Annotated in this window: 25 protein-coding genes; 14 read left to right on the forward strand and 11 right to left on the reverse strand. The window is 69.7% G+C overall.

Annotation, left to right across the window (positions count from 1 at the left end; all coding sequences use genetic code 11):
* Positions 1-1,037 precede the first annotated feature (1,037 nt).
* Both pdxY and EV668_RS12025 read right to left on the reverse strand, forming a co-directional pair.
* Positions 1,038-1,886, reverse strand: coding sequence for a pyridoxal kinase PdxY (pdxY, locus tag EV668_RS12020; RefSeq protein WP_133770321.1), 849 nt, complete (start codon positions 1,884-1,886; stop codon positions 1,038-1,040).
* Positions 1,887-1,941: 55 nt separating this feature from the next.
* The gene (locus EV668_RS12025; RefSeq protein ID WP_133770323.1) at positions 1,942-3,582 is read right to left on the reverse strand and encodes a protein kinase domain-containing protein; all 1,641 of its coding nucleotides are present in this window, start codon (positions 3,580-3,582) and stop codon (positions 1,942-1,944) included.
* A gap of 259 nt (positions 3,583-3,841) precedes the next feature.
* On the opposite strand from EV668_RS12025, the gene EV668_RS12030 reads away from it, so the two are divergent.
* Together EV668_RS12030 and EV668_RS12035 are read left to right on the forward strand one after the other, a co-directional pair.
* Positions 3,842-4,549, forward strand: coding sequence for a DNA helicase (locus tag EV668_RS12030; RefSeq protein ID WP_133770325.1), 708 nt, complete (start codon positions 3,842-3,844; stop codon positions 4,547-4,549).
* A 107-nt stretch (positions 4,550-4,656) separates the two neighbouring features.
* Complete coding sequence (locus EV668_RS12035) at positions 4,657-5,181, forward strand: DedA family protein (protein WP_133770327.1); 525 nt, start codon at positions 4,657-4,659, stop codon at positions 5,179-5,181.
* 15 nt (positions 5,182-5,196) lie between these two features.
* On the opposite strand, the gene mnhG is transcribed toward EV668_RS12035, so the two are convergent.
* The 7 genes from mnhG to EV668_RS12070 form a co-directional block, all read right to left on the reverse strand.
* Positions 5,197-5,550, reverse strand: coding sequence for a monovalent cation/H(+) antiporter subunit G (mnhG, locus tag EV668_RS12040; RefSeq protein WP_133770330.1), 354 nt, complete (start codon positions 5,548-5,550; stop codon positions 5,197-5,199).
* A complete protein-coding gene (locus tag EV668_RS12045) occupies positions 5,547-5,828 on the reverse strand; it encodes a K+/H+ antiporter subunit F (RefSeq protein WP_133770332.1) in 282 nt (93 codons plus the stop codon). The genes mnhG and EV668_RS12045 overlap by 4 nt, the downstream gene beginning before the upstream one ends.
* Complete coding sequence (locus EV668_RS12050; protein WP_133770334.1) at positions 5,825-6,307, reverse strand: Na+/H+ antiporter subunit E; 483 nt, start codon at positions 6,305-6,307, stop codon at positions 5,825-5,827. The genes EV668_RS12045 and EV668_RS12050 overlap by 4 nt, the downstream gene beginning before the upstream one ends.
* Positions 6,304-7,935, reverse strand: a complete 1,632-nt coding sequence (locus tag EV668_RS12055; RefSeq protein ID WP_133770336.1) for a monovalent cation/H+ antiporter subunit D — start codon at positions 7,933-7,935, stop codon at positions 6,304-6,306. The genes EV668_RS12050 and EV668_RS12055 overlap by 4 nt, the downstream gene beginning before the upstream one ends.
* Positions 7,932-8,273, reverse strand: coding sequence for a Na+/H+ antiporter subunit C (locus EV668_RS12060; protein WP_133770338.1), 342 nt, complete (start codon positions 8,271-8,273; stop codon positions 7,932-7,934). Before EV668_RS12060 ends, EV668_RS12055 begins: the two co-directional genes overlap by 4 nt.
* Complete coding sequence (locus tag EV668_RS12065; protein WP_133770340.1) at positions 8,273-11,197, reverse strand: monovalent cation/H+ antiporter subunit A; 2,925 nt, start codon at positions 11,195-11,197, stop codon at positions 8,273-8,275. The genes EV668_RS12060 and EV668_RS12065 overlap by 1 nt, the downstream gene beginning before the upstream one ends.
* A gap of 160 nt (positions 11,198-11,357) precedes the next feature.
* A complete protein-coding gene (locus EV668_RS12070) occupies positions 11,358-11,843 on the reverse strand; it encodes a pyridoxamine 5'-phosphate oxidase family protein (protein ID WP_133770342.1) in 486 nt (161 codons plus the stop codon).
* Between the two features lie 172 nt (positions 11,844-12,015).
* Here EV668_RS12070 and EV668_RS12075 point away from each other — a divergent pair, with 172 nt between their 5' ends.
* On the forward strand, positions 12,016-12,597 hold the full coding sequence (locus tag EV668_RS12075) for a YqaA family protein (protein ID WP_133770344.1): 582 nt from the start codon (positions 12,016-12,018) through the stop codon (positions 12,595-12,597).
* A gap of 10 nt (positions 12,598-12,607) precedes the next feature.
* Positions 12,608-13,090, forward strand: a complete 483-nt coding sequence (locus tag EV668_RS12080) for a disulfide bond formation protein B (RefSeq protein ID WP_133770346.1) — start codon at positions 12,608-12,610, stop codon at positions 13,088-13,090.
* A 38-nt stretch (positions 13,091-13,128) separates the two neighbouring features.
* Here the strand turns inward: EV668_RS12080 and EV668_RS24780 are convergent, their stop codons facing one another.
* Positions 13,129-13,281: a hypothetical protein gene (locus EV668_RS24780; RefSeq protein ID WP_166652440.1), complete on the reverse strand. Its 153-nt coding sequence runs from the start codon at positions 13,279-13,281 to the stop codon at positions 13,129-13,131.
* A 240-nt stretch (positions 13,282-13,521) separates the two neighbouring features.
* Here EV668_RS24780 and EV668_RS12085 point away from each other — a divergent pair, with 240 nt between their 5' ends.
* Positions 13,522-14,238 carry a cytochrome c oxidase assembly protein gene (locus EV668_RS12085; RefSeq protein ID WP_133770348.1) on the forward strand — a complete coding sequence of 239 codons (717 nt, stop codon included), beginning with the start codon at positions 13,522-13,524 and terminating at the stop codon, positions 14,236-14,238.
* A complete protein-coding gene (locus EV668_RS24785) occupies positions 14,235-14,729 on the forward strand; it encodes a CopD family protein (protein ID WP_166652441.1) in 495 nt (164 codons plus the stop codon). The genes EV668_RS12085 and EV668_RS24785 overlap by 4 nt, the downstream gene beginning before the upstream one ends.
* On the opposite strand, the gene EV668_RS12095 is transcribed toward EV668_RS24785, so the two are convergent.
* Positions 14,696-15,214 (reverse strand): DUF2231 domain-containing protein, encoded by a 519-nt coding sequence (locus EV668_RS12095; RefSeq protein WP_133770352.1) that lies wholly within the window; start codon positions 15,212-15,214, stop codon positions 14,696-14,698. The genes EV668_RS24785 and EV668_RS12095 overlap by 34 nt on opposite strands.
* Here EV668_RS12095 and coxB point away from each other — a divergent pair.
* The 8 genes from coxB (at position 15,161) to EV668_RS12135 (ending at position 24,567) form a co-directional block, all read left to right on the forward strand.
* On the forward strand, positions 15,161-15,889 hold the full coding sequence (gene coxB, locus EV668_RS12100; RefSeq protein WP_133770354.1) for a cytochrome c oxidase subunit II: 729 nt from the start codon (positions 15,161-15,163) through the stop codon (positions 15,887-15,889). The two genes, EV668_RS12095 and coxB, sit on opposite strands and share 54 nt — an antisense overlap.
* Positions 15,886-18,387, forward strand: coding sequence for a cytochrome c oxidase subunit I (gene ctaD / locus EV668_RS12105; RefSeq protein ID WP_133770357.1), 2,502 nt, complete (start codon positions 15,886-15,888; stop codon positions 18,385-18,387). Before coxB ends, ctaD begins: the two co-directional genes overlap by 4 nt.
* Entirely contained in the window at positions 18,375-18,698 is a 324-nt protein-coding gene (locus EV668_RS12110) for a hypothetical protein (RefSeq protein WP_133770359.1), read from the forward strand. The genes ctaD and EV668_RS12110 overlap by 13 nt, the downstream gene beginning before the upstream one ends.
* Before the next feature lie 238 nt (positions 18,699-18,936).
* Entirely contained in the window at positions 18,937-21,219 is a 2,283-nt protein-coding gene (locus EV668_RS12115) for an FdhF/YdeP family oxidoreductase (protein WP_133770361.1), read from the forward strand.
* Positions 21,220-21,232: 13 nt separating this feature from the next.
* The gene (locus EV668_RS12120; protein WP_133770363.1) at positions 21,233-22,063 is read left to right on the forward strand and encodes a formate/nitrite transporter family protein; all 831 of its coding nucleotides are present in this window, start codon (positions 21,233-21,235) and stop codon (positions 22,061-22,063) included.
* A gap of 78 nt (positions 22,064-22,141) precedes the next feature.
* Positions 22,142-22,699, forward strand: coding sequence for a helix-turn-helix domain-containing protein (locus EV668_RS12125; protein WP_133770365.1), 558 nt, complete (start codon positions 22,142-22,144; stop codon positions 22,697-22,699).
* A 5-nt stretch (positions 22,700-22,704) separates the two neighbouring features.
* Positions 22,705-23,223, forward strand: a complete 519-nt coding sequence (locus EV668_RS12130) for a GNAT family N-acetyltransferase (protein ID WP_133770367.1) — start codon at positions 22,705-22,707, stop codon at positions 23,221-23,223.
* Positions 23,224-23,343: 120 nt separating this feature from the next.
* A complete protein-coding gene (locus tag EV668_RS12135; RefSeq protein WP_133770369.1) occupies positions 23,344-24,567 on the forward strand; it encodes an MFS transporter in 1,224 nt (407 codons plus the stop codon).
* Positions 24,568-24,770: the final 203 nt, after the last annotated feature.

A 24,770-nucleotide genomic window follows, 5' to 3' on the forward strand; every position in this document is an offset into this window, starting at 1 on the left:
GGTGATCCGATCCGTGATTCAAAGAGCCGAGGGGACCCGAAACGCCGGGGACTCGATCAGATTGTTGTTTGGAGAGCCGTCCGGCGTCTCGGGTTCGGCGATTTCAGTCCGGGCCGGCCACTCGTCACGGGATCGGAGACGATCCTGCGGTTTGGCCTCCACTCCCCTTGCGGAGAGGATTCGACCAGGGACCGCAGGGCATCTCCGCCCGATCTAGCCGCACTAGCGGCGCCCGGACCGTAGTATCCGGAGGGCGGCATTCGACCCGGCCTCCCGAGCGCGGGGCCGCGAACCCCGCCCGCAGGCGCCGATCCCGTCCCGCGAACCTGACGCCTCATGAGCGCGCCCCTCGTGGACGAGACGGACGGCATATAGGCTTATGTTCCTAGGTCTGTCAAGAATTATCTGCGCCAACCCGCCGTCCCGCGCGTCCCCTCTCCCCTTGCGGGAGAGGGCGGACTCGGGCGGCAGCCCGAGCCGGGTGAGGGGTGGACCTATCCGCAGATGGCACCACGCATCCCGTCATTGCGAGCGCAGCGAAGCAACCCAGCCCATCCGTCGCGCGCCGGCCCTGGATTGCGTCGTCGGCTCCGCCTCCTCGCAAAGACGGCCGGGAGGTTTCCCTCTCCCGGATGGGAGAAGGTCGAGCGGCCGAAGGCCGCCGGGGTGAGGGAAGGCCGGCGCAGCAAAGGCTTTGCGGGCTCCGCACCCGGCGCCCTGCCCTCACCCTGTCCCTCTCCTAGACGGGAGAGGGAACGCTGGGGCGACCGTCCCCGCGCTCGATAAGGTCTACGACGCGGCAACGCTCCGGAGCACGCACGCCGCCGACGCCGCCTTCCCTCTCCCGAGGGGAGAGGGCGGACTCGGGCGTCAGCCCGAGCCTGGTGAGGGAGGCACCCCTCCCCCGGCACCACGCATCAGGTCATTGCGAGCGCAGCGAAGCAACCCAGCGCCTCCGCAGGGCAGACGGCCCCTGCTTGCTTCCTCGGCCTCGCCTCCTCGCCATCACCGGGCAGGCGGGCTGCGACCCTTCCGCCTCAGAACGGCTCGGCCGTGAAGAGCCGGCTCGGGCGGACGAATTCGTCCTGCGCGGCGACGGTGAGGATCTCCCACGATCCCGCCTCGCTGGTCCGCCGCAGCAGGCCCCAGACCGAGGCGGCAGCCCGTTCGAGGGCGAGGCGGCAGGATCCGGTCTCGAGGATATGCACCAGGAAGAGGGCTGCGATGGCATCGCCCGCGCCGTTCACCGAGAGATCGAGGCGCGGCGTGCGCACCCGCCACGATCCCTCGTCGTCGGCGGCGGCGAGATCGACCGCGTCGGCGGGGACCTCTTCCGTGACGAGCGAGGTGACGAGCACGATCCGCGGTCCCGTCCTGCGCAAGGCGGCGATGGCGGCCTTCGCGTCGGCCGTGGTCGCGATGGTGCGCTCCGTCAGGAGGGACAGCTCGAACTGGTTCGGCGTCACGATGTCGGCGGCCGGCACGGCGTGGTCCCGGATGAAGTCCGGCACGCCCGGCCGGACGAAGACGCCCCGGCCGACATCGCCGATCACCGGGTCGCAGCACCACAGCGCCCGCGGATTGGCCGCCCGCACCCGCGCGGCGGCCGACAGGATCGCCTGGCCGATATCGGCCGAGCCCATATAGCCGGAGAGCACGCCGTCGCAGCGCGCCAGGACCCCGCGCGCCGCGATGCCGTCCATGAGTTCCTCGATCGCCTGGCCGTCGAAGACGCGCCCCGTCCAGTCGCCGTAGCCCGTATGGTTCGAGAACTGCACGGTGTGGATCGGCCAGACCTCGTGGCCGAGGCGCTGCATCGGGAAGGTGGCCGATGCGTTCCCGACATGACCGTAGGCGACGTGGCTCTGGATGGAGAGGATGTTCACGCGAGGCTCCGGAACGGAGGCTGGAGGGAGGGCGGGAGGAGGCGGGCGTGTCCCGCTAAGGCGTGGTGAGGGGCGTCTCGGCGTTCCACAACCCCGCGATGACCGTCTTGTAGTCCGAGATGTCGAGGCGACCGGGGACGGTGGCGGACAGCTCGTAATCGCCGAGTTCGCGCCGCACGGCCGTCGTCGAGAGGGGCGCTTCCGGCTGGTCGGGCCAGCGGGCGCGGGCCGGTAGGGTTTCGAGCTCCGACGCGGAGATCGCGCCGGGATTGGGTTCCGGGATCGGCTCGACCGCGGGCCGCAGCACGACCGTGCCCCAGGGCTCAGGGCTCGCCCCGGCGTCCTCGGTCCGGCCGTCGGAATCCGGCATGTGGACGTTCCCGTCCGGGCGTGGGCTCCGCCGCGCGGCGAGGCGGTCGGCATGGGCGCGGGCGGCCGGAACGGCTGCGGCGAGCTGCTCGACGACGACGGAGGCCAGCGCCGCGGGATCGGTCGGAGCGTTGCGTCCGACGCGAAGCTGATGGTGTCCGTAGAGACGGTAGGGCACGCGGCAATCGTCGAGGACGACCGTGATGAGGGGGCGTTCGAGGGCGCCCTTCCAATAGCGCCATTCGGCCTTCACCTCCGGCGACAGGACGGATTCGCGCGACAGCATCACCATCATCGCGTCGCTCGCGACCATGGCGTCCTCGAGCTGGTCGTCCCAGTCGAGCCCGGGCACGAGCTGGTCGTCCCAGCGCACCTCGACCCGGCCGCTCTCCTCCAGCGCCTGCACGAGGCGGCCGACGAAGGGCTTGTCGGTCCGCGCATAGCTGACGAAGACCCGGCGCGCGCCCGGCGTCAGGCCCGAGAGGGCGGCCCGGAGCTCCTCGATCGCGTCCCGGTTCGTGGGGAAGCGCGAGCGCGGATCGACGCTCAGCATCCTGCCGACGACGTCGTCGACCGTCGGCGGCAGGTCGCTATTGGCGAAATGGCAGGGCAGGAAGGTCTTGTGGTGCAGGAGGTTGATCGCCGTGCAGCTCGTCCGCGGATCGCTGTCCGGTCCGATGGGCGGGAAGGGGAGCTGCCCGGTCAGCAACTGATACACCGTCACGCCGAGCGCGAACTGGTCGAAGCTGCGGCGGACGGCGGGGGTCCGCAGGTCCGGATCGACGTCGCCGAGGAACAGTTCGGGCGCGATATACGGATGGCTGCCGACGATTCCGGTCCAGTCGCCGGCATCGTCGATCTCCGTCGCGACGCCGAAATCGCAGATCGAGGCGTCGTCCTGGCCGAGCAGGATGTTGGCGGGCTTGATGTCGCGATGGACGACCCCGCTCGCGACGCAATGGTCGAGCGCATCGGCGACATGGGTGAAGACGGTGAGGAAGCGCGAGCGGCGCAGGGCCGGATCGCGGCGCAGCTCGTCGACGAGGTTCGAGCGGTAGCGCGGCATGACGAAGGCGACATGCGCGCCGACCTCGAAGAAATCGTAGAGCGTGACGATGCCGGGATGGCTCATCCGGGCGAGGAAACGCGCCTCGCGGATCAGCGAGGAGCGCAGCGCGACCGACAGGTCGCCCGCATCGGTCCGCGCGACCTTGATCGCGACGTCGCGCCCGAGCAGCATGTCGTGGGCGGGGAAGATCGTCGCCTGCCCGCCGAGCCTCGCCTCGCCGTCGCGCCGGTAGCGGCCTGCGATGATCTGGTCAGCCATTCTCTCTCTTCAACGCATTCCGCAGGGCGGGTCCATAGGATCCTGTCCGGTTTCGTCGCCCGATCCCGCGCGATGGTTCACGCGGGATTCCAGGCGGGATTCCCGGCGGGCGCGAATCCGGCTATCGTTCGGCCCGGCGCCGCCCGCGCCTCCCCCCTCCATCGGGAAAGCTCGCGCAGGGTCCGCCATCGTCGAACCAACCGTTCGAGCGCGCGCATGAGGAGGGGTTGCAGCATCCGCTCGCATCGGGAGGTTTGAGATGAGGGCGTCCGATTCCATTCGGCATCTGAAACGCAAGGCGCGGCTGCTGTCGCGGCGGGACGGCATTGCGCTCCACGCGGCGCTCGACGCCGTCGCCGCCGGCGAGGGTTTCGCGCGCTGGAGCCTGCTGGCCGCGAAGGCCCCCTCGGCCGCCGCCGAGATCTATGCGAGGCTCCGGCCGGGCGACCTGCTCCTGATCGGTGCGCGGCCGGGCCAGGGCAAGACGCTGATGGCGCTCCGGCTCGCCGTCGAGGCCATGGCCCGCGGCCGGCGGAGCGTCGTCTTCACGCTCGAGGACACGGAGAGGGACATCGCCGGCCGCTTCGCGGCGCTCGGAATCGAGCCCGGTCGGTTCGGCGGCCTGTTCGCGTCCGATTGCTCCGATGCGATCTGCGCCGATCATATCGTCGGGGCGCTCGACACGGCCGCCCCGGGCACCTTCGCCGTGGTCGATTACCTGCAGCTCCTGGATCAGCGACGGGACAAGGCCGATCTCGGCACGCAGATCCGGACGCTGAAGGCCTTCGCCCGGCGCAGAGAGGTGGTGATGGCCGTCACCGCGCAGATCGACCGCCGCTACGACCCGCTTCGGAAAAGGCTTCCGGATATCGAGGACGTGCGGCTGCCCAATCCGCTGGACCTCGCGCTGTTCGACAAGGCCTGTTTCCTCGGCGGCGGCGGGTTGCGGTGTCGTGAGCTGAACTGACGCAGGCGACCGGCGGGATGGCGGACGGGGCTTGACCCCGCTCCGCCGATCATGGACCGGCGTGGCTCCCGATCGTGCCGGCGCCGCCGGCCAGCCCTGGCAGATCCATGACGCTCGACCAATTCGCGCAGCCCGTGCTCGATTTCGTGCGCGCCAATCAGGCCTGGGCGCCCGCCATCGTCGGGTTGCTGGCTTTCGGGGAATCGCTCGCCATCGTCTCGATCCTGATCCCCGCCACCGTCCTCATGGTCGGGATCGGCGCGCTGATCGGCGGGGCCGGGCTCGAATTCTGGCCGATCCTGATCGGCGCCGTGATCGGTGCCTTCCTCGGCGATTGGGTCAGCTACGAGGTGGCGCGCTATTTCGGGCCGTCGATCCAGCATTCCTGGCCGCTGAACAAGCGGCCGGACCTGATGGCGAAAACCGAGGCGTTCATGGCGAAATACGGCGCCTGGGGCGTCTTCTTCGGCCGCTTCTCGGGTCCCCTGCGGGCGCTGGTTCCGCTCTTCGCGGGCATCTTCGAGATGCCGCGCGGGCTGTTCCAGTTCGCCAATCTCACCTCGGCGATCGTCTGGGCGGCGGGTCTGCTCGGGCCGGGCGCCGGCCTGTTCACCTGGATGAAGATGCACTGACGCGGCGGGGACGCGTCAGGATTCGTCCTCGCGCCGGGCGAGCGGGTCGCGGCCTTCGAGCCTGTCGCGATAGATCGTCGCCTGGACGAGCATCAGCAGCGTCACCGGCGTCGTGACCGTGACGAACAGCCCGATCAGCAGCTCGTGGACGAAGGGGCGCGTCCGGGTCAGCGAGAAGAAGGCGATCGAGGCGAGGAGGATGCTCGCGGTGCCGAGCGTCGAGCCGAGGGTCGGCGCGTGGACCCGCTCGTAGAAGCTGCGGAAGCGCACGAGGCCGATCGATCCGATCAGGGCGAGCCCCGACCCCAGCACGACGAGGATCGCGACGAGGATCTCGGCCCAGGCGGGAAGCGTCTGGAGGCCGTTCATTCGATCACCTCCCCCCGCATCAGGAACTTCGCCATGGCGACGGTGGCCACGAAGCCGAGGAGGCTGATGGCGAGCGCGGTCTCGAAATAGAGCGTCGAGCCCGAGCCGATGCCGAAGACGAGCAGCAGCAGCATCGCGTTGACGTAGAGGGCGTCCATCGCCAGCACGCGGTCCTGCGCCCGCGGCCCCTTGAGGATGCGGAAGGCCGCGCAGGCCATGGCGAGCGCGATGAGGATCTGACCGATCAGCAGCGCCCAGCCGAGGACGGATCCGTTCATTCGAAGATCTCCATCAGCAGCCCCTCGTATCGCCCCTTGATGATGGCGGCCCAGTCCTCGTCCTCCCCGATGTTGAGGACGTGGATGACGACCGTGCCGTCGCCCGGATCGTAGCTGACCCAGGCGGTTCCCGGCGCGGCGGTGATCACGCAGGCGAGGGTCGCGAGCCCCAGGGGAGCGCGCAGTTTCAGCGGGATCGGCACGAAGCCGGGGCGGCGCCCCTCGGGCCGCAGGATGAGCCGCGCGACGTTGATGTTCGAGCGCACGATGTCGACGATGACGAGCCCGGCCAGCCGGAGAACGGCGCCTGGGCGGCGCATGCGCGGCGGCGGGACGTCGAGCCGCCGCAGGAGAAGCGGTCCGACGAAGCCGAACAGGGCCCCGAGCAGGAGCTGCCCGGGGGAGACGCTCTGGTTCAGCAGCAGCCAGATCGCGATCAGGGTCGCCGAGGCCAGCGGGGAGGGAAGCCAGCGGGTCATCGGGAGCCTCCCTCGCGAGGCGGAGCGGGGGGCGGGACGGGCTCGGCAAGGACCGCGCCCGAATAGGCCTTCGACCCGCGCAGATCCGCCGCCGTCGCCTGCATGAAGCGCATCGCCGGCTCCGCCTTGACCGTCAGCACCACGCAGAGGAACAGCAGCGCCGCGATGGGCGCGAGCTCGACGATCCGCACATGCGGCACCTCGCGCTCGATCGGTCCCCAGAAGGAGCGCATCCCGCCGCGCACCACGGCGAACAGGGTGACGAACCCCGACAGAAGCAGCACCACGAGGAGGAGCCAGGCATCCGGCGACACCCCGGCCTCGCCGCGGCCGATCGCGGCCGCGAGGATGGCGAATTTCGCAACGAATCCGGAGAGCGGCGGCAGGCCGGCGAGCAGTACGCCGCACAGGACGAAGGCGACGCCGAGCACGGCGAGGATGGCGGGAACCGCGATGCCGCTATCGCCGTCCTCGCCCGGCTCCTCCTCGCCTTCGAGGCCATAGGCTTCGAGCGTGACCGCGAGGACGTCGTCGACGCGTGTCCGGCCGCGTTCGACGAGCTCGATGAGGAGGAAGAAGGCCGAGATCGCGAGCGTCGAACTCACGAGGTAGAAGAGGGCCGGCCCGACGAGGGCCGGATCGCCCGCGCCGATGACGGCGAGCAGCGTGCCCGACGAGATCACGACCGCATAGCCGGCGAGCTTGCCGAGTTCCTGGGAGGCGAGGAGGCCGAGCATGGCGAAGACGATGGTCGCGGCGCCGCCGGCCGTCAGCCAGCCTGCGCCGAACATCACCGAGCCCTCGGTTTCGGGGCCGGTCAGGATCGAGCCGAGACGCAGGACGGCATAGATGCCGACCTTCGTCATGATGGCGAACAGGGCGGCGACCGGGGCGCCCGCCGCGGCATAGGTGCCGGGCAGCCAGAAGCCGAGCGGCCACATCGCGGCCTTCACGAGGAACACCACCCCGAGAATGCTGGCGCCCGCCTCGAGCAGGGCCCGGTCGCGCGGGCCCAGTTCGGCGACCCGCACGGCGAGATCGGCCATGTTGAGCGTGCCGGCGCTGCCGTAGATCAGGCTCGCGCCGATCAGGAAGATCAGCGAGGCGACGAGGTTGATGGCGATGTAGTGCAGGCCCGCCCTGACCCGCGCATAGCCCGATCCGTAGAGGGCGAGGCCGTAGGAGGCCGCCAGCAGCACCTCGAAGAAGACGAAGAGATTGAAGACGTCCCCCGTCAGGAAGGCGCCGTTCAGTCCCATCAGCAGGAACTGGAAGAACGGATGGAAATAGGGTCCGACGCCATGCCAGCGCGCCAGCGAGAACACGAGCGCGGCGCAGGCCAGGGTCGCCGTCAGGACGAGCATGAGGCTCGAAAGCCTGTCCGAGACGAGGACGATGCCGAACTGCGCCGGCCAGTCGCCCAGCCGGTAGGTCCTGATCGCGGTGCCGGGTTCGCCGCTCGCCGCCGTCGCGGCGAGGGTGATCGCGATGGCGAGCAGCGCGAAGGTCGAGATCAGGTTGATGGCCGCGAGCGCGTTCCGGCTGCGGCCGTCGAGCATGAGCATCAGCCCTGCCGCGACGGTCGGCAGGACGATGGGCGCGATGACGAGGTGGTCGGCGAAGGTCATGAGCCGCCTTCCCGGCCGTCGACATGGTCGGTGCGGGTGAGCCCGCGCGCCGCGAGGATCACGACGAGGAACAGCGCCGTCATCGCGAAGCCGATCACGATCGCGGTGAGGACGAGGGCCTGCGGCGTCGGGTCGGCATAGGCCGAGACGTCGGGCGTGTCCGGGTTCAGGACCGGCGGCGCGCCGACGCGCAGACGGCCCATGCCGAAGATGAACAGGTTCACCGCGTAGGAGACGAGGGAGAGGCCGATAATGACCTGGAAGGTCCGCGGGCGGAGCAGGAGCCAGATCCCTGACCCCGCCAGCACGCCGATGGCGAGGGCGACGACGAGTTCCATCAGCGGCTCCCCTCGGTGGGCGGAGCCGCGGCGGCGTCCGAGGATACGCGCTGCACGCGGAGGGCTTGGTGGGCGAGGGCGATCAGGATGAGCACCGTGGCCCCGACCACGACCGAGAACACGCCGAGATCGAAGAACAGGGCGCTCGCCATCGGCACCTTCCCGAGGATCGGAATATCGGCATAGGCGAAGGCGGAGGTGAGGAAGGGCCGCCCGAAGAACCAGGCGCCCGCGCCGGTGGCCGCGGCCGCGAGGAGGCCGAAGCCCATCCAGCGCGCCGGCAGCACCCGCAGGCGCGCCTCGGCCCAGCGCGTGCCGCCCGCCATGTATTGCAGGATGAAGGCGATCGCGAGGGTGAGGCCCGCGACGAAACCTCCGCCCGGAAGGTCGTGCCCGCGCATGAACAGGAAGGCGGCCGTCATCGCGATGACGGGGAACAGAAGCCGCATGATCAGGCCCGGGACGATCATGTAATGGGCGGAGAGCGGGTCCTTGCCGCCCGTGTAGCGATCGGCGTCGAAGCGGTTCTGGAAGCTCTTCTGCGCGGGCAGTTCGATGCTGTCGCGGGCCGGGCGGAAGCGGCGCAGCAGCGAAAAGACCGTGATCGAGGCGATCGCGAGCACGGCGATCTCGCCGAAGGTGTCGAAGCCGCGGAAATCGACGAGGATCACGTTGACGACGTTGCGGCCGCCGCCTTCGGTATAGGCGCGCTCCAGGAAGTTGCTGGCGATGCTGTTCCCGATCGGCCAGGTCAGCACCGTGTAGGAGAGCGCGGCGAGCCCCGCTCCGCCGGCCACGGCGATGAGAAGGTCGCGGACGCGGCGGAGCCGCGCCTTCGGCGTCATGTCGGGATCGAGCCCCTCGATGCGCTTCGGCAGCCAGCGCAGGCCGAGCAGGATCAGCACCGTCGTCACGATCTCGACGAGGAGCTGGGTGAGGGCGAGGTCCGGCGCAGACAGCCAGGCGAAGGTGATGCAGGTCGCGAGCCCGGCCCCGCCGGTGAGGATCAGCGAGACCAGGCGATGATACTTCGCCTGGTAGGCCGCCGCGACCGCGCAGATTCCACCGACGAGCCAGACCAGCACGAAGGCGGGATCGGCGCTCGAAGGCCAGGTGAAATCGAGCGAGCCCGGCCGGGAGAACAGCGACCAGAGGGCCGCCGCGATCGTCACGCAGACGAGGAGGCGCATCTGGGGCTGGAGCCGGGTGGTGCCGGCATTCTGCTCGAGCTCGCGCGCCCAGCGCCAGGACAGGAAGACGAGCGCCCGCTCGAAGAGCCGCTTGCCCTTCAGCGCGCCGAGGATCGGCACGCCCTCGACATCGCCGGACAGATAGCGCTGGAGGGCGAAGTAGAGCGCGACGCCGCCGATCATCGCGACGCCGCTCATGAAGAGCGCCGGGGTGAAGCCGTGCCAGACGGCGAGGCTGTAGGTCGGCGTCTGCGGGCCGAGCGTGGCATGGACCGCCATGGCGAGGAAGTTGCCGATCGTCGGTCCGGGCAGGATCCCGACCAGGAGGCAGATCAGGACGAGAAGCGCGACCGGGAGCAGCATCCAGAGCACCGGGTCGTGCGGCTGCCGCGGCAGGTCCTTGGCGGGCGGCCCGAAGAAGACCTGGTGGATCAGGCGCAGCGAATAGGCGACGCTGAACACGCCCGCGATCGTCGCGATGTAGGGCAGCGCCTTGTCGAGGACCGTGTCGACATGCGACTCGATCGTCTCGGCGAAGAACATCTCCTTCGACAGGAAGCCGTTGAGGAGCGGCACGCCGGCCATCGCCGCCGCGGCGACGGTCGCGAGCAGCGCCGTGATCGGCATCGCCCGATAGAGCCCGCCTAATCGGCGCACGTCGCGGGTCCCCGCCTCGTGATCGATGATCCCCGCGGCCATGAACAGCGATGCCTTGAAGGTCGCGTGGTTCATGATGTGGAAGATGGCGGCCACCGCCGCGAGCGGGCTGCCGAGCCCGAGAAGCAGCGTGATCAGGCCGAGATGGCTGATCGTCGAATAGGCGAGGAGGCCCTTCAGGTCCTGCTGGAACAGCGCCATGAAAGCGCCGATGAGCAGGGTCGCGACGCCGATCGGCGCGAAGATCCAGAACCAGTATTCATGGCCGGCCATGGCGGGCCAGAACCGCGCCAGCAGGAAGACGCCGGCCTTCACCATGGTGGCCGAATGGAGATAGGCCGAGACGGGCGTCGGGGCGACCATGGCCCGCGGCAGCCAGAAGTGGAACGGGAACTGCGCGCTCTTCGTCAGCACCCCGAGCGCGAACAGGATGAGCATCGTCAGATAGAGCGGGTGGGAGACGATGCGGGGACCCGACGTCAGCACCGTCTCGAGGTCGAAGCTGCCGACGATGCGCCCGAGGAGCAGCATGGCGGCGAGGAGGCAGAGACCGCCGGCGGCGGTGACGGTGAGTGCGACGCGGGCACCGTCCCGGGCGGTCTGGTTGTGGTTCCAGTAGGAGATCAGGAGGAACGAGAAGATGCTCGTCAGCTCCCAGAAGACGACGAGCTGGATGAGGTTGCCCGACACGACGATGCCGAGCATCGCGCCCATGAAGGCGAGCAGAAAGGCGAAGAAGCGCGGGGCCGGGTCGGCCGGCGACATGTAGTAGCGCGCGTAGAGGACGACGAGGAAGCCGATCCCGCCGATCAGGACGACGAAGCTCCAGGCGAGCCCGTCGAGCCGCAGGATGAAGTTGAGCCCGAATTCCGGAAGCCACGCATACTCCGCGCGGACGACGTTGCCGGCCGCAAGGACCGGACGAAAGCTGATGGCGATCGCCACGACCCCGACAGAGACGAGGCCTGCCAGCCAAGCCTCGGCATTGCGGGCATTGGTCGGAAGGAGGGCTGCGATGAAGCTTCCGAGGAAAGGCAGCGCGATGATGGAGATCAGGAACAGGGCATCATCAGGCATATTCGACGGAAAAGCCTCGCGGGAGCGGCACGGGAATGAAATGCGGCGCAGCCATTATGGGTGACAGGGGGCGCCCAAGGCAATGCCGAAAGACGGCCGCGGGACGGTCGTCTTGCCGCAATTGCGCGCCCGCCGGGGCGCATTTCGCGTCAGCGCCGGGTCAGCGCAGATCGACGGTCGCGGTCTGGTCGCGGTATTCCTTCTTGGGGTCGGCCCCGAGCAGCATCCGGATCCCGGCCACGATGCTCGACGCATCCTGCCAGATCTCGGCCTTCTCCGGATCGAGGCGAAGCAGGACGAGTTTCGGATCGTCCTTGCCGCCTTCGTACCAGGCCGCGACGTAGCGGTTCCAGAGACGGTCGATCGTGGCGCGGTCCTGATCGCGGGAGAGGGTGCCGTGCAGGGTCGCGAAGAGATCGTGGCCTTTCGACGTGAAGGTCGCGATCGCCCGGTCGTCGCCGCCGAGCTTGCGGGCGATGCCGTTCTCCGTCGAGGTGAAGAACCAGATCGGCCCCGTGTCGCCCTCGACCTGCGCCGTCATCGGCCGGGCATGACCGTCCTCGACGCCATCGAGGCCGAGCATCACGGTCATATCGGACCGGAGGGCCTTCCAGAACGCGGCTTCAAGCTCCTGCGGGCTCGGCATGGTGGTCTCCCAAAGGAAGGTGAACCGCCCGGCTGGGGAGTGGTTTCCGTCCGAAGGATGACGATACGCGGTGATCCGACGCGGAGCGCCGGCCGGGCGGCGCTGGCGTCACCGGCGATCCCGTGCTCAAAAGCGGCCGGCCGAGCGGGATTCGGTCGCGACGTCCGGAACCATGCTGCGACGCCTCTACGACTGGGTGCTGAACCTCTCGGCCCGTCCCTCCGCGCCCTGGGCACTCGGTGCCGTCTCGTTCAGCGAGAGTTCGTTCTTTCCGGTGCCGCCGGACGTGATGCTGGTGCCGATGGCGCTCGCACGCCCGGAGCGGGCCTGGTTCTATGCCGCGCTCTGCACGATCACCTCGGTCGCGGGAGGCCTCGCCGGCTACGCCATCGGCGCGCTGCTTTATGATTCCGTCGGGCTCTGGCTCTTCCGCGTCTACGGGCTCGAATCCAAGGCGGAGGAGTTCCGCGCGGCCTATGCCGCCTGGGGGCATTGGATCATCCTGCTGAAGGGGCTGACGCCGATCCCCTACAAGCTCGTCACCATCACCTCGGGCTTCGCCAGCTACGACCTGTTCTGGTTCACGGTGCTCTCCCTCATCACCCGCGGCGCACGGTTCGGTCTGATCGCAGCGATGATCGGGCGCTACGGGCCGCAGATCCGCGCGATCATGGACAAGCACCTGACGCTGATCTTCGTGATCCTCGTCGTCATCGTGATCGCAGGCTTCGCGAGCCTGAAGTTCCTGGGCTGAAGGCGGCGGGATGGCGATCTCGACCCGGGCCGTCGCCCTCGCGATCGCGATCGCCGCTGCGGCGACCGTCGGCGGGGCGCTCCTGTCGGAGCATGTCGGCGGGCTCGTGCCGTGTCAGCTCTGTCTGTGGCAGCGCTGGCCCTATTATGCCGGCATCCCGCTCGCCGTCCTGACGGCGGTGGCGCCCGATCCGCGTCTGCGCCGCGCGGGCCTCGGTCTTCTGGCGCTCGTCTTCCTCGCAAGCGCGGGGCTCGGCGCCTATCACGCCGGCGCCGAATGGAGCTTCTGGCCCGGGCCGAGTTCATGCGGCGGGGGCACGGCCGTCTCGGGCACGGTCGACGACCTGCTCAAGGGCCTCGAGACGACGCGCGTCGTCAGTTGCTCCGAAGCGGCGTGGCGCCTGTGGGGAGGGCTGTCCCTCGCCGGCCTCAACGCGGTCGCATCGCTCGTCCTCGCCGCCGGCGCAGGTTGGGGCGCCGCGAAGGCGCGATAGGCTCGCGCCCGGCGAAGGCCGGGCCGCCCGCGATCTTCTTACTTCCCCGGCGTCTGGCCCGTCCGTCCGGCCTGGCCCGACGAGGTTCCTTCACCCGAGGTGGGATTGCCGCCGCCGGCCTGAGCCAGGGCCGCCGCCGACGTGGCGATGAGAGCGACCGCGCTGACGGCCGCGATGATCGATTTGCGCATGGGATGCTCCTGGTGTCGGCGGGCCAACGCCGGCTCATCCCGTTTGTGCCGGGCCGAAATCGAACGCTCGCCGCCGCAACAATGGCGCGCGCCGCGTGCCTGCGGCTTGATGGTTCGTGGTGGCCGGGTGCGGCCGGGATGGAACCTTCCCCGCATCCGGGGCGTCAACACTGAACGGACGCAGCCTCGCCCGGCTGCAGCGCCGCGATGCCGGCGGCGAGGCAGGAGACAAGGAGAAGCATGGCCGATCCCGAGGTGGTTCCCTATTGCGGCCAGGCTCCCCTCCCATCCACCATCTGGTCGAGTTGGAATCTCGATCCGGCGCTTCTCGCGGTCCTCGTGGCCGCGGCTCTTGCCGTCCTGGCGCTGCGACCTGGGCAGGCGCGAGCGGCGTGGGGCCTCGGCATCGCAGCACTCGCGCTCGCCTTCGTCTCGCCTCTCTGCGCGCTCGGCTCCGCCCTGTTTTCGGCGCGCTCGTTCAATCACCTCGTCATCCTCGGGATCGCCGCGCCGTTCCTGGCGCAGGCGCTTCCCGCTCCCCGCGGCTCCCGCATCGCGCTGCCGCTCGCAGCCTCGACGATCGTCCTGTGGGCGTGGCATTGGCCCGCCGCCTATGCGGCCGCCTATGAGAGCACGGCGGTCTATTGGGCCCTCCAGATCGCGCTGCTCGCGAGCTTCGTCTGGTTCTGGCGCGTCGTCCTGGCTCCGGCGACCTCCCCCGTCGCCGCGCTGCTGGCCATCGGCGCCGGGGCGGGACAGATGGGGCTGCTCGGCGCGCTGCTGACCTTCGCCCCCCGCGCCCTCTACGAGGTGCACGGGCTGGCCTCGCTGCCCTGGGGGCTCGACCCCTTGAGCGACCAGCAGCTCGGCGGCCTCCTGATGTGGGTCCCGGCCTTCTTCCTGTACGGCGCCTTCGCTCTGCGGACGGGGCGCCGGCTCGCCGAGGCCGCCGCGTGATCGCGGCCCTGAAATTCACCCATATCGCCGGCCTCTCGCTCTGGTGCGCGGGCCTGCTGATGCTGCCGATCCTCCTCGCGCGGGCCGACAACCCGATCCGGGCCGGGGAAGGTGCCCGGATGCGCGTCTTCGCGCATTTCGCCTACAATTTCTGCGTCAGTCCGGCCGCGGTGATCGCGACCTTCGCCGGCGGCGCCTTGCTCTTCGCCCGATGGGTCTTCGAGCCCTGGATGTTCGTCAAGCTCGCGCTGATCGGCCTCCTCGTGATCCTGCACACCTATCTCGGCCATTGCGTCGCGCGGCTCAGCGAGGAGGGCTATGCCCGCCCCGCCATCCCGCCCGCGATCCTGCTGCTCGCCGGGCTCGCCGTGATGACCGCGATCCTGTTCGCGGTCCTGTTCAAGCCGCCTCTGGATGCCGGGCTGATGCCCGATTGGCTGCGCACGCCCCTCGGCCGTCAGCTCGCCGTGCCGCCCGTGCCGAGCCGATAGTCGAAGACGAGTTTGCCGCCGTGCCAGCCCGTCAGACCCGTGAAGCCGACGCAGAGCGCCGAGAGCAGGATGCCGAAGGGCAGCACCGCCGCCTCGTAGCCGCCGAGCCGCAGCCCGAAATTCGCGCCGAGCATGCTGAGCAGAGACATCGCGATCACGAAATGCGTCCAGCTCGGCGGGCGCGAGCGGATGCCCGGCACGAGCAGGAGTTCGACCGTTCCGGTCAGCCCCGCGAGGAGCCCCATCAGGAAGCCCGCTCCGATCGCCCAGAGGGCGACGCGGGCCCAGAAGGGGTCCCCCGTCCACCAGTAGAACAGGTCCGCGCCGAAGGTGCAGACCGTCAGCGCGATCGGGAAGGCGACCAGCATGGCATGGATGGGATGTCCGGCGACGGCGATGCGGGTGTCGGTGTCGCTGAAGACCTCCTCGGCATGAAGCGCGTCGAGATCCGCATCGCCGGTCCGCGGCTTCTCGCGGCCGCTCATCGGCTGGCCCCGGCGGCAATTGCGGCGGGGCTCGCGGCGGGTCTCGGCGGCTGCGCCGGCCCGCTCTCGACGCTCGATCCGGCCGGCCCGGCCGCGCGCAGCATCTCGGTCCTGATGCTCGTCCTGCTGGTCCTGGCGGCTCTGTCCTTCGTCGTCATCTTCGGCTTGTTCCTCCTCGCGCTGCGCCGCCGGCGGAGCCGGGCGGTGTCGCAGCGCCTGTTCCTCGTCGGCGGCGGCCTCGTCTTCCCGCTCGTCCTGCTGAGCGTCGCGACCATCTACGGGGTCGTGCTCGGCGAGCGGATCATCGGCGCCCGCGAACGTCCCGCCCTCTCGATCGAGGCCCGCGCCGAACGCTGGCACTGGCAGTTTACCCGCGAAGGCCAAGGAGGTTCCGTGACGCGGCGCGACATCCTGGACGTTCCGGCCGGCCGCACCGTCGAGATCGTGGTCACGAGCGCCGACGTGATCCACAGCTTCTGGGTGCCGCGCCTCGCCGGCAAGATCGATGCGATCCCGGGCATGCGCAACCGCATCCTGATCCGCGCCGACGTGCCGGGCCGCTACGGCGGGGTCTGCGCCGAGTTCTGCGGCACCGGCCACGCGGAGATGGGCTTCACGCTCGTCGCCCATGATCCCGAGGCCTGGGCAGACCTCGAGAGGGGGGCTGCGCGATGACGGCGCTGAAGCTGCACAACGCGCTCGAGACGATCTGGGGCCGGCCGCGCGGATGGCGGGGCGTCCTGACGAACGTCAATCACAGCGATCTCGGCCTTCGCTTCATGATCGCCGCCTCCGTCTATTTCGCGATCGGCGGCGTGCTCGCCATGCTGATCCGCGCCCAGCTCTCGACGCCGCGCGCGGCCTTCGTCGGGCCGGAGATCTACAACCAGCTCTTCACCATGCATGGCAGCCTGATGATGTTCATGTTCGCCATCCCCTTCTTCGAGGGGCTGGCCATGTACATGCTGCCGAAGCTGCTCGGTTCGCGCGACCTCGCCTTCCCGCGCCTCTCCGCCTTCGGCTGGTGGTGCTATCTCTTCGGCGGCTTCATCCTCCTCGGCGCGATGGCCCTCGGCCTCGCGCCGGATGGCGGGTGGTTCATGTACACGCCGCTCGCCTCGAAGACGTATACGCCCGGCATCAACGCCGATGTCTGGCTGCTCGGCATCACCTTCGTCGAGATCTCGGCCGTCTGCGCGGCGATCGAGCTCACCGTCAGCGTGCTCAAGCTGCGGGCGCCGGGCATGTCGCTGATGCGCATGCCGATCTTCGCCTGGTACATCCTCGTCACGGCCGGGATGATGGTGGTCGGCTTCCCGCCGCTGATCCTCGCCTCGACCCTGCTCGAGATCGAGCGGGCCTTCGGCTGGCCCTTCTTCGACCCGGAGCGCGGCGGGCACCCGCTGCTCTGGCAGCACCTGTTCTGGCTCTTCGGCCACCCCGAGGTCTACATCATCTTCCTGCCGGCCGCCGGCATCGTCTCGACGGTGCTGCCCGTGATGGTCCGCCATTCCCTGATCGGCTACGGCTGGATCGTCGGCTCGATCCTGGTGCTGGGCTTCTTCAGCTTCGGCCTGTGGGTCCACCACATGTTCGCGACCGGCATCCCGCACCTGGCGCTGGCCTTCTTCTCCGCCGCCTCGGCGCTCGTCGCGGTGCCGACGGTCGTGCAGATCTTCGGCTGGCTCGCAACGATGTGGGCCGGCCGGCCGATGCTGTGGCTGCCGATGCTCTATATCGGCGGCTTCTTCTTCATCTTCCTGCTCGGCGGACTGACCGGGGTCATGCTGGCCATGGTCCCGCTGAACTGGCAGGTCCACGACACCGCCTTCGTCACGGCGCATCTGCACTACGTGCTCATCGGCGGCTTCATGTTTCCGATGATGGCAGGGATCTATTACTGGCTGCCGCGGCTGACGGGGCGCCGGTCCCACCCGCTGCTCGGACGGCTCGGCTTCTGGCTCGTCTTCGCCGGCTTCAACGTCACCTTCCTCGTGATGCACCTCACGGGCCTCCTCGGCATGCCGCGGCGGGTCTATACCTACCAGCCCGGCCTCGGCTGGGACTGGCCGAACCTCGTCTCCTCGATGGGCTCCTTCGTCATGGCGATCGGCTTCGCGGTCGTCGTGATCGATCTCGGCCTCGCGGTGCTGTTCGGGCGGCGCTCCTCGCGCAATCCCTGGCGCGCCGCGACGCTGGAATGGGCGCTGCCCATGCCCGTCCCGAGCTACAACCTCGCGAGCCTGCCGCATGTCGAGACGCGCGAACCGCTTGACCGGGGCCACGCGCTCGCACGCTCGCTCGCGGCCGGGGAGGGCTATCTCGGCCGCGACCGCGAGGGTCTGCGCGAGACGACCGGCGTCGAGATGGTCTCGGGGCGGCTGACCGAGGTGGTGGTGCTGCCGGGCAATTCCTGGCTGCCGATCGCGACCGCGGCCGCGACGGGCTGCTTCTTCCTCGCGCTTCTCGTCGGGCTCTACTGGCTGGCGCCGGTCGCCCTCGTCGTCGTCGCGGCGCTGGCCTGGCGCTGGGCCGCCGCGCTCGGAAGCGACACGGATCGCGGACCTCTCGATGCGGGGCGCGGCGCGGTGGCTCCGCCCCATCACGAGGCGGAGGAGGCGCCGGGATGGTGGGGCAGCGTCTTCACGCTGACGGCGGATGCGACCTTCCTCATGTCGCTCCTGTTCGGCTACGCCTTCCTCGCGACCGTCGCCCCGGGCTGGCCGCCACCCGAGATGGCCCGACCCTCCTTCGCCGCCGCCGGCATCGTCCTCCTCGCCGTGCTCGCCGCGTTCCTCGCCGAACGCGAGGGCCTCGCCGCATCGCGCGCCGCGGCGACGGCGCGCGCGCGCGCCGGCTACGGGCTTGCGGCGACGGCACTCGGCGCCGCCGTGCTCGCGCTGCTCGCCTTCGGCTGGCTCGGCCTGCCCGCCCCGTCGGGCCATGCCTATGGCGCCGTGGTCTGGGTCCTTCTCGGCTATGGTGTCGTCCATGGGTCGATCGCGATGCTCATGCTCGCCTTCGTCCGCCATCGCCTCGCCGCGGGATACGTCTCGCCCGCCCGGATGCTCGAGCCGCGCGTGGTGCGGCTGTGGCTGCGCTACACGCTCGCTGCGATGCTCCTCGTGCTCGCGGCGATCGGCCTGCCCGGAGCCGCGTCATGGCGCTGGTGATGCGATCCCTCGCCGGGCTCACGCTGTGGGCCGCAGGCTTCTCGCTCCTGTACGGGCTGCACGGTCTCGGCTGCGGTCTCGGCTGGACCCGCGAGATCCTCGGGCCGCTGACGGTGCTCAACGGAGCCCTGATCGCGCTGTGGCTGATCCTGCTCGGCCTCGCCCTCTGGCTGGCCCTCTCCTCGCACCGGGCACGCCCGGACTCCGATCCGCGCGGGCTGGCGCGTCTCGCCCTCGTCGGAACCTGGGCCGGCTTCGTCGGCCTCCTCCTCACGGGCGCGCCTGTGCTCCTGCCGGCGCATTGCCTTTGATGCGTCGGATCGAAGAATCAATACCGGCAAGCGCCGCTCAAAGATATCGTCAGGAGAAATCGCTCTTCGCTGAAGTAATGATCGGAGTATCCGAGAGGATGTCGGCCGGAAGCTGCGCATCGCAGATCCGGCCCCGTCCTGAATTCGGAACGTCTGCTGGCCCGCGACAGATCGGCCGGGACAGGAACCCCGGGATCGATCCTTCCATTGTCCCTCAAATCAAGGGAGGGGATCGCCCATGGCTCGCCGAGCCCGCTATACGCCGTATGACCAGCCGACCGGCGGCTGGGGCTCCGTCAAATCGCTCGTCAAACACGCGACGCGCCAGAAGGCCGTCGCGAGCGCTCCGGGCTTGATGAGGCATCACAACAAACCGGGCGGCTACATGTGCACGAGCTGCGCCTGGGCCAAGCCGGGCAAGCCGCATCTCGCCGAGTTCTGCGAGAACGGCGCGAAGGCGACGTTCTGGGAGCGGACCGCGAAGCGCACGACGCCGGACTTCTTTGCGAGGCATACGGTCTCCGACCTGCTCGGCTGGTCCGATTACGACCTCGAGAACGAAGGTCGGCTCACGCATCCGATGCGTTACGACGCGGCCAGCGACCGATATGTCGAGGTGTCCTGGCAGGATGCCTTCGCCGAGATCGGGGCCAAGCTTCGGACCTACGAGCCGAAGGACACCGTGTTCTACGCCTCGGGCCGAGCCTCGCTCGAGACCTCCTACATGTACCAGCTCTTCGCGCGGCTCTACGGCCACAACAACCTGCCGGACAGCTCGAACATGTGCCACGAGACGACCTCGGTGGCCTTGCCGCAGAGCATCGGCACGCCCGTGGGCACGGTGCTGCTCGAGGATTTCGAGAAGGCGGACTGCATCGTCTCCTTCGGCCAGAATGTCGGCACGAATGCGCCTCGGCTGCTGCATCAGCTCCAGGAGGTGCGCGAGCGCGACGCGCCGATCGTCGTGTTCAACCCGCTCCGCGAGCGCGGCTGGGAGGAATTCGCCAATCCGCAGCGCGTCACTCAGATGCTCGCCAACGCGCCGACGCAGATCGCCACCCAATATTACCAGCTCCGCGCGGGCGGAGACATCGCCGCCATGATGGGGATGGCGAAGGTTCTGCTGGCCTCGGACGACGCGGCGAAGGCGGACGGCGGACGGCGCATCCTCGACGAGGCCTTCATCGCCGAGCATTGCCACGGTTTCGCGGAGTTCGAGGCGGCGGTCCGCGCCGCGGACTGGGACGAGATCCTCGCGGCGTCGGGATTGCAGAGAGCCGAGATCGAGGCTGCCGCCGCCACCTTCGGCAAGGCCGAGCGCATCATCGCCATCTACGGCATGGGCCTGACCCAGCACCGGCTGGGCGTCGACAGCGTGCAGATGCTGGTCAACCTCATGCTGATGCGCGGCCAGATCGGGGTGCCCGGCGCCGGCCTCTGCCCGGTGCGGGGACATTCGAACGTGCAGGGCCAGCGCACGGTCGGCATCGCCGAGAAGGTCGAACTCGTGCCGCTCGACCAGATGGCCGAGCAGTTCGGTTTCGAGCCGCCGCGCGAGGACGGCATGGCCACGGTCGAGGCCTGCGAGGCGATCGTCGCCGGCCGGGTGCGCGCCTTCATCGGCCTCGGCGGCAATTTCGTCCGCGCCATCCCAGAGCGCGAGCTGATGGAGGAGAAATGGCGGGGGATCGATCTCTCCGTCCAGATCGCGACCAAGCTCAACCGATCGCATCTCGTCGTCGGTGCGGCGAGCTATCTCCTGCCGACGCTGGTGAGATCGGAGATCGACACCCAGGAGAGCGGCCCGCAGATCGTGACGATGGAGGATTCGACGACCTGCATCCACGCCTCGCGCGGCACCTGGACGCCGGCGGCCGAGACGCTTCTGTCGGAGCCGCGCATCGTCGCCGAACTGGCCAAGGCGACGCTGCCGGCCAATCCGAAGGTGCCGTGGGACGCCTGGGTGGCCGATTACGCGATGATCCGCGACGCGATCGAGGCCTCCTACCCGGACGATTTCCGCGATTTCAACCAGCGCCTCGACACGCCCGGCGGCTTCCCGCGGCCGATCGCGGCGCGCGAGCGCCGCTGGGAGACGGAGACCGGCCGGGCCAATTTCAAGGTGCCGAAAGCCCTGTCGGCGAGCTTCGACGACGGCACCGATCCGGACGTGCTGCGCTTGATCACGCTGCGGTCGAACGATCAGTTCAACACCACCGTCTACGGCTACGCGGACCGCCTGCGCGGCATCCACGATTCCCGCATGATCGTGATGATGAACCGGCAGGACCGGGTCCGTTTCGGCATCGCGGAGAAGGGCACCGCCCGCCTCACCACGGCCGTCGATGACGGCATCCTGCGCAGCATGGGCGGCTTCGAGGTGATCGATTACGACATCCCCGCCGGGACCTGCGCGGCCTATTACCCGGAATGCAACGCGCTCATTCCCCTCTGGCACTTCGCCGAGGAGAGCAAGACGCCGGCCGCGAAATCGGTCCCCGTGCGCGTCGGGGCCGATTGAGGCGGAGGTCTCGATGGCCCACCCGCTCTCCGCGCCGGAACCGGCCGATCTCCGGGAGGAGGTGTTCGCGGCGCTGGCCGACAAGGCGGCGCTGCCCGCCTCTGCGATGATCGTGCTCGGCCTGCTCGCCGGCGTCTATATCGGGATCGGGGGCATCCTCGCGACGGTCGCGCTCGCCGGGGCCGAGGCCATGCCCTACGGGGCGGGCCAGGTCCTGGCGGGGCTCGTCTTCTCGGTCGGGCTCGGGCTTGTGATCGTCGCCGGGGCGGAGCTCTTCACCGGCAACACCATGATGACGGCCGTGGTCGCGGATGGCCGGATCGGCGCGGCCCAGGCGCTGAAGGCCCTCGGGATCGTCTATCTCGCCAATCTCGCCGGAGCGGTGCTCCTCGCGCTGCTGGTCCTCGGCGCCGGATTGCACGAGGCCGGCGACGGCGCGGTCGGCCGCGCGGCGGTCGAACTCGGCCAGGCCAAGGTCGGCAATCCGTTCGCCGCGATGCTGGCGAGCGGCATCCTCGCCAACATGCTCGTCTGCCTCGCGGTCTGGATGGCCTATGCCGGGCGGACGCTCACGCAGAAGCTGGCGGGTCTCACCCTTCCCGTCGCCGCCTTCGTCGCCGCAGGGTTCGAGCATTCCGTGGCGAACATGTATCTCTTGCCCTACGCGCTGATGGTGCAGGGGAGCGTGGGCGGGGCAGGAGACGCGGTCTCTCTCGCCGGCATCGCGGGCAATCTCGTCCCGGCGACGCTCGGGAACATCCTCGGCGGCTCCCTCGTCGGGTTCGCCTACGCGACATCGACGGATGAGGCGGGGGAGAAGACCCGGACCTCCGCGGGGCGCTGAGACCCGTCGCGGAGCGGACCATCATCGCCTGACGAGGTCGTCTTGCGGTCCGTCCATATTCGGGATAATTTCTCGCATATGGACGGACGGTTCACGGATGAGCGGCTCGCCGCCCGCCTTCGCGGCCTGCGGGCCGAGCGCGCCTGGTCTCTCGACGAACTGGCCCGCGCGAGCGGGGTCAGCCGGGCGACGCTGTCGCGCCTCGAACATGCCGAGGTCAGCCCGACCGCGAGCGTCCTCAACCGTCTCTGCGCGGCCTTCGGCCTCTCCATGTCGCGGCTGATGGCACTGGTCGAGGAGGCGGGGACACCCTTGGTCCGGCGCGATCAGCAGCCGCTCTGGTCCGATGCCGAAGCGGGGTTCGAACGGCTATCGGTCTCGCCGCCCGGATCCGGCCTCGCGGCCGAGGTCGTCGAAGGCCGGCTCCGGGCCGGCGCGCGCATTGCCTATGAGCGGACGCCGCGGCCGGGGCTCGAGCACCATCTCGTCATGCTCGAGGGCAGCCTCGCCGTGACGATCGAGGGCGAGACCCATCGGCTCGGCGCCGGCGATTGTCTGCGCTACCGCCTGTTCGGGCCGAGCGTCTTCGAGACGCCGGCCGGTGCCGGCGCCCGCTATCTCCTCTTTTTGGTGTGAGCGCGATGCGGATCGATCGTCTGGCCCCCGGCGACCTCGAGCGCGATGGTCCGGCGCTGGCCGATCTCCTCCATGCCTGCGTCCATGCCGGCGCGAGCGTCGGCTATGTCCTGCCCTTCGGCCGCGACGATGCCATGCGCTTCTGGCGCGAGGCGGTGCTGCCGGCCGTGCGGGCCGGGACCCGGATCCTCCTCGTCCTGCGGGACGCAGAGGAGATCGCGGGCACCGTCCAGCTCGACATCGACACGCCCCCGAACCAGCCGCATCGGGCGGAGGCGCGAAAGCTCCTCGTCCATCCCCGCCATCGCCGCCGCGGCGTCGCGCGGGCCCTGATGGCCGAGCTCGAAACGGCCGCGCGCGAGCGGGGGCGCAGCCTCGTCACGCTCGATACCCGCACCGGCGATGCGGCCGAGCCGCTCTACGCCTCGCTCGGCTACAGCATCTGCGGGACGATCCCGGGCTATTGCCGCGACCCCATTGCCGATGCCTGGGACGCGACGACGATCATGTACAAGACGCTGTAGCGGCGATGCCGGGCCGGCGCGCGAGAGCCGCCCGGCCTTGCGGATACGGCGCCAGGAAACGGATGGCGCGTCGGGCGGGCGCGCGGAATCTACGGTCCTTCTCCGGCTCCGGGATCCGTCATGCCGCCTTCCGCCACCGCCCTGCCGCTCGCGTTCAGACGTGTCGGCTGGTCCAACCTGTTCGCGCAATTCTCCGAGCAGATCGCTCTTGCCGCCGCTCCCCTCGCGGCCGTCCTGCTGCTGGCGGCGGGACCGGCGGAAACCGGCTGGCTCCAGACCGCCCAGACCTTGCCCTTCCTGCTTCTGGCCATCCCGGTCGGGCTCGCGGTCGACCGCGCCTCGCGCCGGATGCTCATGATCGGATCGGAGGCCCTGCGCGCCCTCTCGCTGGGGATCACCGTCATCCTCCTCGCCGCGCAGGCGATGACGCTTCCCGCGCTCGCGCTGCTTGGCTTCGCCGGGGCGATCGGGACGGTCTGCTACAGCATCGCGGCCCCGGCGCTCGTGCCGAGCCTCGTTCCCCGCGATCGCCTCGGCGCGGCCAACAGGGTCCTGGAACTCGCCCGCAGCGCCGCCTATGCCGGAGGGCCCGCGCTCGGCGGGGCCATCGTCGGATGGACCGGGGCGCCGGTCGCCTATGTTCTCGCGACGATCCTGTCGATCCTCGCGGCCCTGCTGCTCGCGGGCCTGCCCCAAGAGAGGCCGAGGGAGGCGTCCCCGCGCGATCTCCTCGCCGATCTGCGGGACGGCATGCGCTTCATCGCGCGCCACGACCTGCTCCGGCCGATCCTCGTCACGGCCATCTTTTTCAACACCGCGTGGTTCGTCCTCCAGGCGGTCTATGCCGCCTATGCGGTGCAGAGTCTGGGGCTCGGCGCCGCCGAGGTCGGCCTGACGCTCGGCATCTACGGGATCGGCATGATCGCCGGAGCCTGGGCCGCCCCGGCCTTCGGACGGCGGCTGCCGCTGGGGGCCGTCATCGTTCTCGGTCCGCTGAGCGGCTTCGTGGCGTCCTGCGTCATGCTGCTCACGCTGCGCGTCCCCTCGATCCACCTCGTCGGGCTGAGCTTCTTCCTGTTCGGCGCGGGGCCGATGCTGTGGTCCATCACCACGATGACGGTCAGGCAGGCCGTGACGCCCGCCGGCATGCTCGGGCGCGTCTCCGCCCTGATTGTGACCGCCACCTTCGGCGCACGCCCGATCGGCGCGGCGATCGGCGCGCTCACGGCGGCGCGCTTCGGCGTCGGCGCCTGCCTGTTCGTCGCGGCGGGCGGATTCCTGATCCAGCTACTCGTGATCCTCGCCTCGCAGGTGCCCAAGCTGCGCGAACTGCCGGCCGCATGACAAAGCGCGAAGGCGGGTCGAGGAGCCACAGGCGACCCCGCGAAAGGCTTGAGCCTTCACTCCATCGGACCCAATCACGAAGGGGCCCCGGCGTCGACTTCGGAGAGAGGCCCAAGACCCGGGTGGGACGGTCTGCTTCCGAGCCGTCTGAGACGTGCGAATTGTCCGCTTTCGGGCAGGTGGTTTGGTGGGAGATGCTCAAA

It is taken from the genome of Enterovirga rhinocerotis (genome assembly GCF_004363955.1).
Taxonomy (GTDB): domain Bacteria; phylum Pseudomonadota; class Alphaproteobacteria; order Rhizobiales; family Beijerinckiaceae; genus Enterovirga; species Enterovirga rhinocerotis.

Coding starts and splice junctions, on each gene's coding strand:
- EV668_RS12080 (WP_133770346.1), top strand. CDS start 12,608: ATGGCGATCTCGACCCGGGCCGTCGCCCTCGCGATCGCGATCGCCGCT.
- EV668_RS12110 (WP_133770359.1), top strand. CDS start 18,375: ATGGCGCTGGTGATGCGATCCCTCGCCGGGCTCACGCTGTGGGCCGCA.
- EV668_RS12055 (WP_133770336.1), bottom strand. CDS start 7,935: ATGACCTTCGCCGACCACCTCGTCATCGCGCCCATCGTCCTGCCGACC.
- EV668_RS12095 (WP_133770352.1), bottom strand. CDS start 15,214: ATGAGCGGCCGCGAGAAGCCGCGGACCGGCGATGCGGATCTCGACGCG.
- EV668_RS12135 (WP_133770369.1), top strand. CDS start 23,344: ATGCCGCCTTCCGCCACCGCCCTGCCGCTCGCGTTCAGACGTGTCGGC.
- EV668_RS12130 (WP_133770367.1), top strand. CDS start 22,705: ATGCGGATCGATCGTCTGGCCCCCGGCGACCTCGAGCGCGATGGTCCG.
- EV668_RS12070 (WP_133770342.1), bottom strand. CDS start 11,843: ATGCCGAGCCCGCAGGAGCTTGAAGCCGCGTTCTGGAAGGCCCTCCGG.
- EV668_RS12050 (WP_133770334.1), bottom strand. CDS start 6,307: ATGACCCGCTGGCTTCCCTCCCCGCTGGCCTCGGCGACCCTGATCGCG.
- EV668_RS12065 (WP_133770340.1), bottom strand. CDS start 11,197: ATGCCTGATGATGCCCTGTTCCTGATCTCCATCATCGCGCTGCCTTTC.
- EV668_RS12045 (WP_133770332.1), bottom strand. CDS start 5,828: ATGAACGGATCCGTCCTCGGCTGGGCGCTGCTGATCGGTCAGATCCTC.
- EV668_RS12115 (WP_133770361.1), top strand. CDS start 18,937: ATGGCTCGCCGAGCCCGCTATACGCCGTATGACCAGCCGACCGGCGGC.
- EV668_RS12035 (WP_133770327.1), top strand. CDS start 4,657: ATGACGCTCGACCAATTCGCGCAGCCCGTGCTCGATTTCGTGCGCGCC.
- EV668_RS12075 (WP_133770344.1), top strand. CDS start 12,016: ATGCTGCGACGCCTCTACGACTGGGTGCTGAACCTCTCGGCCCGTCCC.
- EV668_RS12085 (WP_133770348.1), top strand. CDS start 13,522: ATGGCCGATCCCGAGGTGGTTCCCTATTGCGGCCAGGCTCCCCTCCCA.
- EV668_RS12125 (WP_133770365.1), top strand. CDS start 22,142: ATGGACGGACGGTTCACGGATGAGCGGCTCGCCGCCCGCCTTCGCGGC.
- EV668_RS12120 (WP_133770363.1), top strand. CDS start 21,233: ATGGCCCACCCGCTCTCCGCGCCGGAACCGGCCGATCTCCGGGAGGAG.
- EV668_RS12030 (WP_133770325.1), top strand. CDS start 3,842: ATGAGGGCGTCCGATTCCATTCGGCATCTGAAACGCAAGGCGCGGCTG.
- EV668_RS12060 (WP_133770338.1), bottom strand. CDS start 8,273: ATGGAACTCGTCGTCGCCCTCGCCATCGGCGTGCTGGCGGGGTCAGGG.
- EV668_RS24780 (WP_166652440.1), bottom strand. CDS start 13,281: ATGCGCAAATCGATCATCGCGGCCGTCAGCGCGGTCGCTCTCATCGCC.
- EV668_RS12025 (WP_133770323.1), bottom strand. CDS start 3,582: ATGGCTGACCAGATCATCGCAGGCCGCTACCGGCGCGACGGCGAGGCG.
- mnhG (WP_133770330.1), bottom strand. CDS start 5,550: ATGAACGGCCTCCAGACGCTTCCCGCCTGGGCCGAGATCCTCGTCGCG.
- coxB (WP_133770354.1), top strand. CDS start 15,161: ATGAAGCGCGTCGAGATCCGCATCGCCGGTCCGCGGCTTCTCGCGGCC.
- ctaD (WP_133770357.1), top strand. CDS start 15,886: ATGACGGCGCTGAAGCTGCACAACGCGCTCGAGACGATCTGGGGCCGG.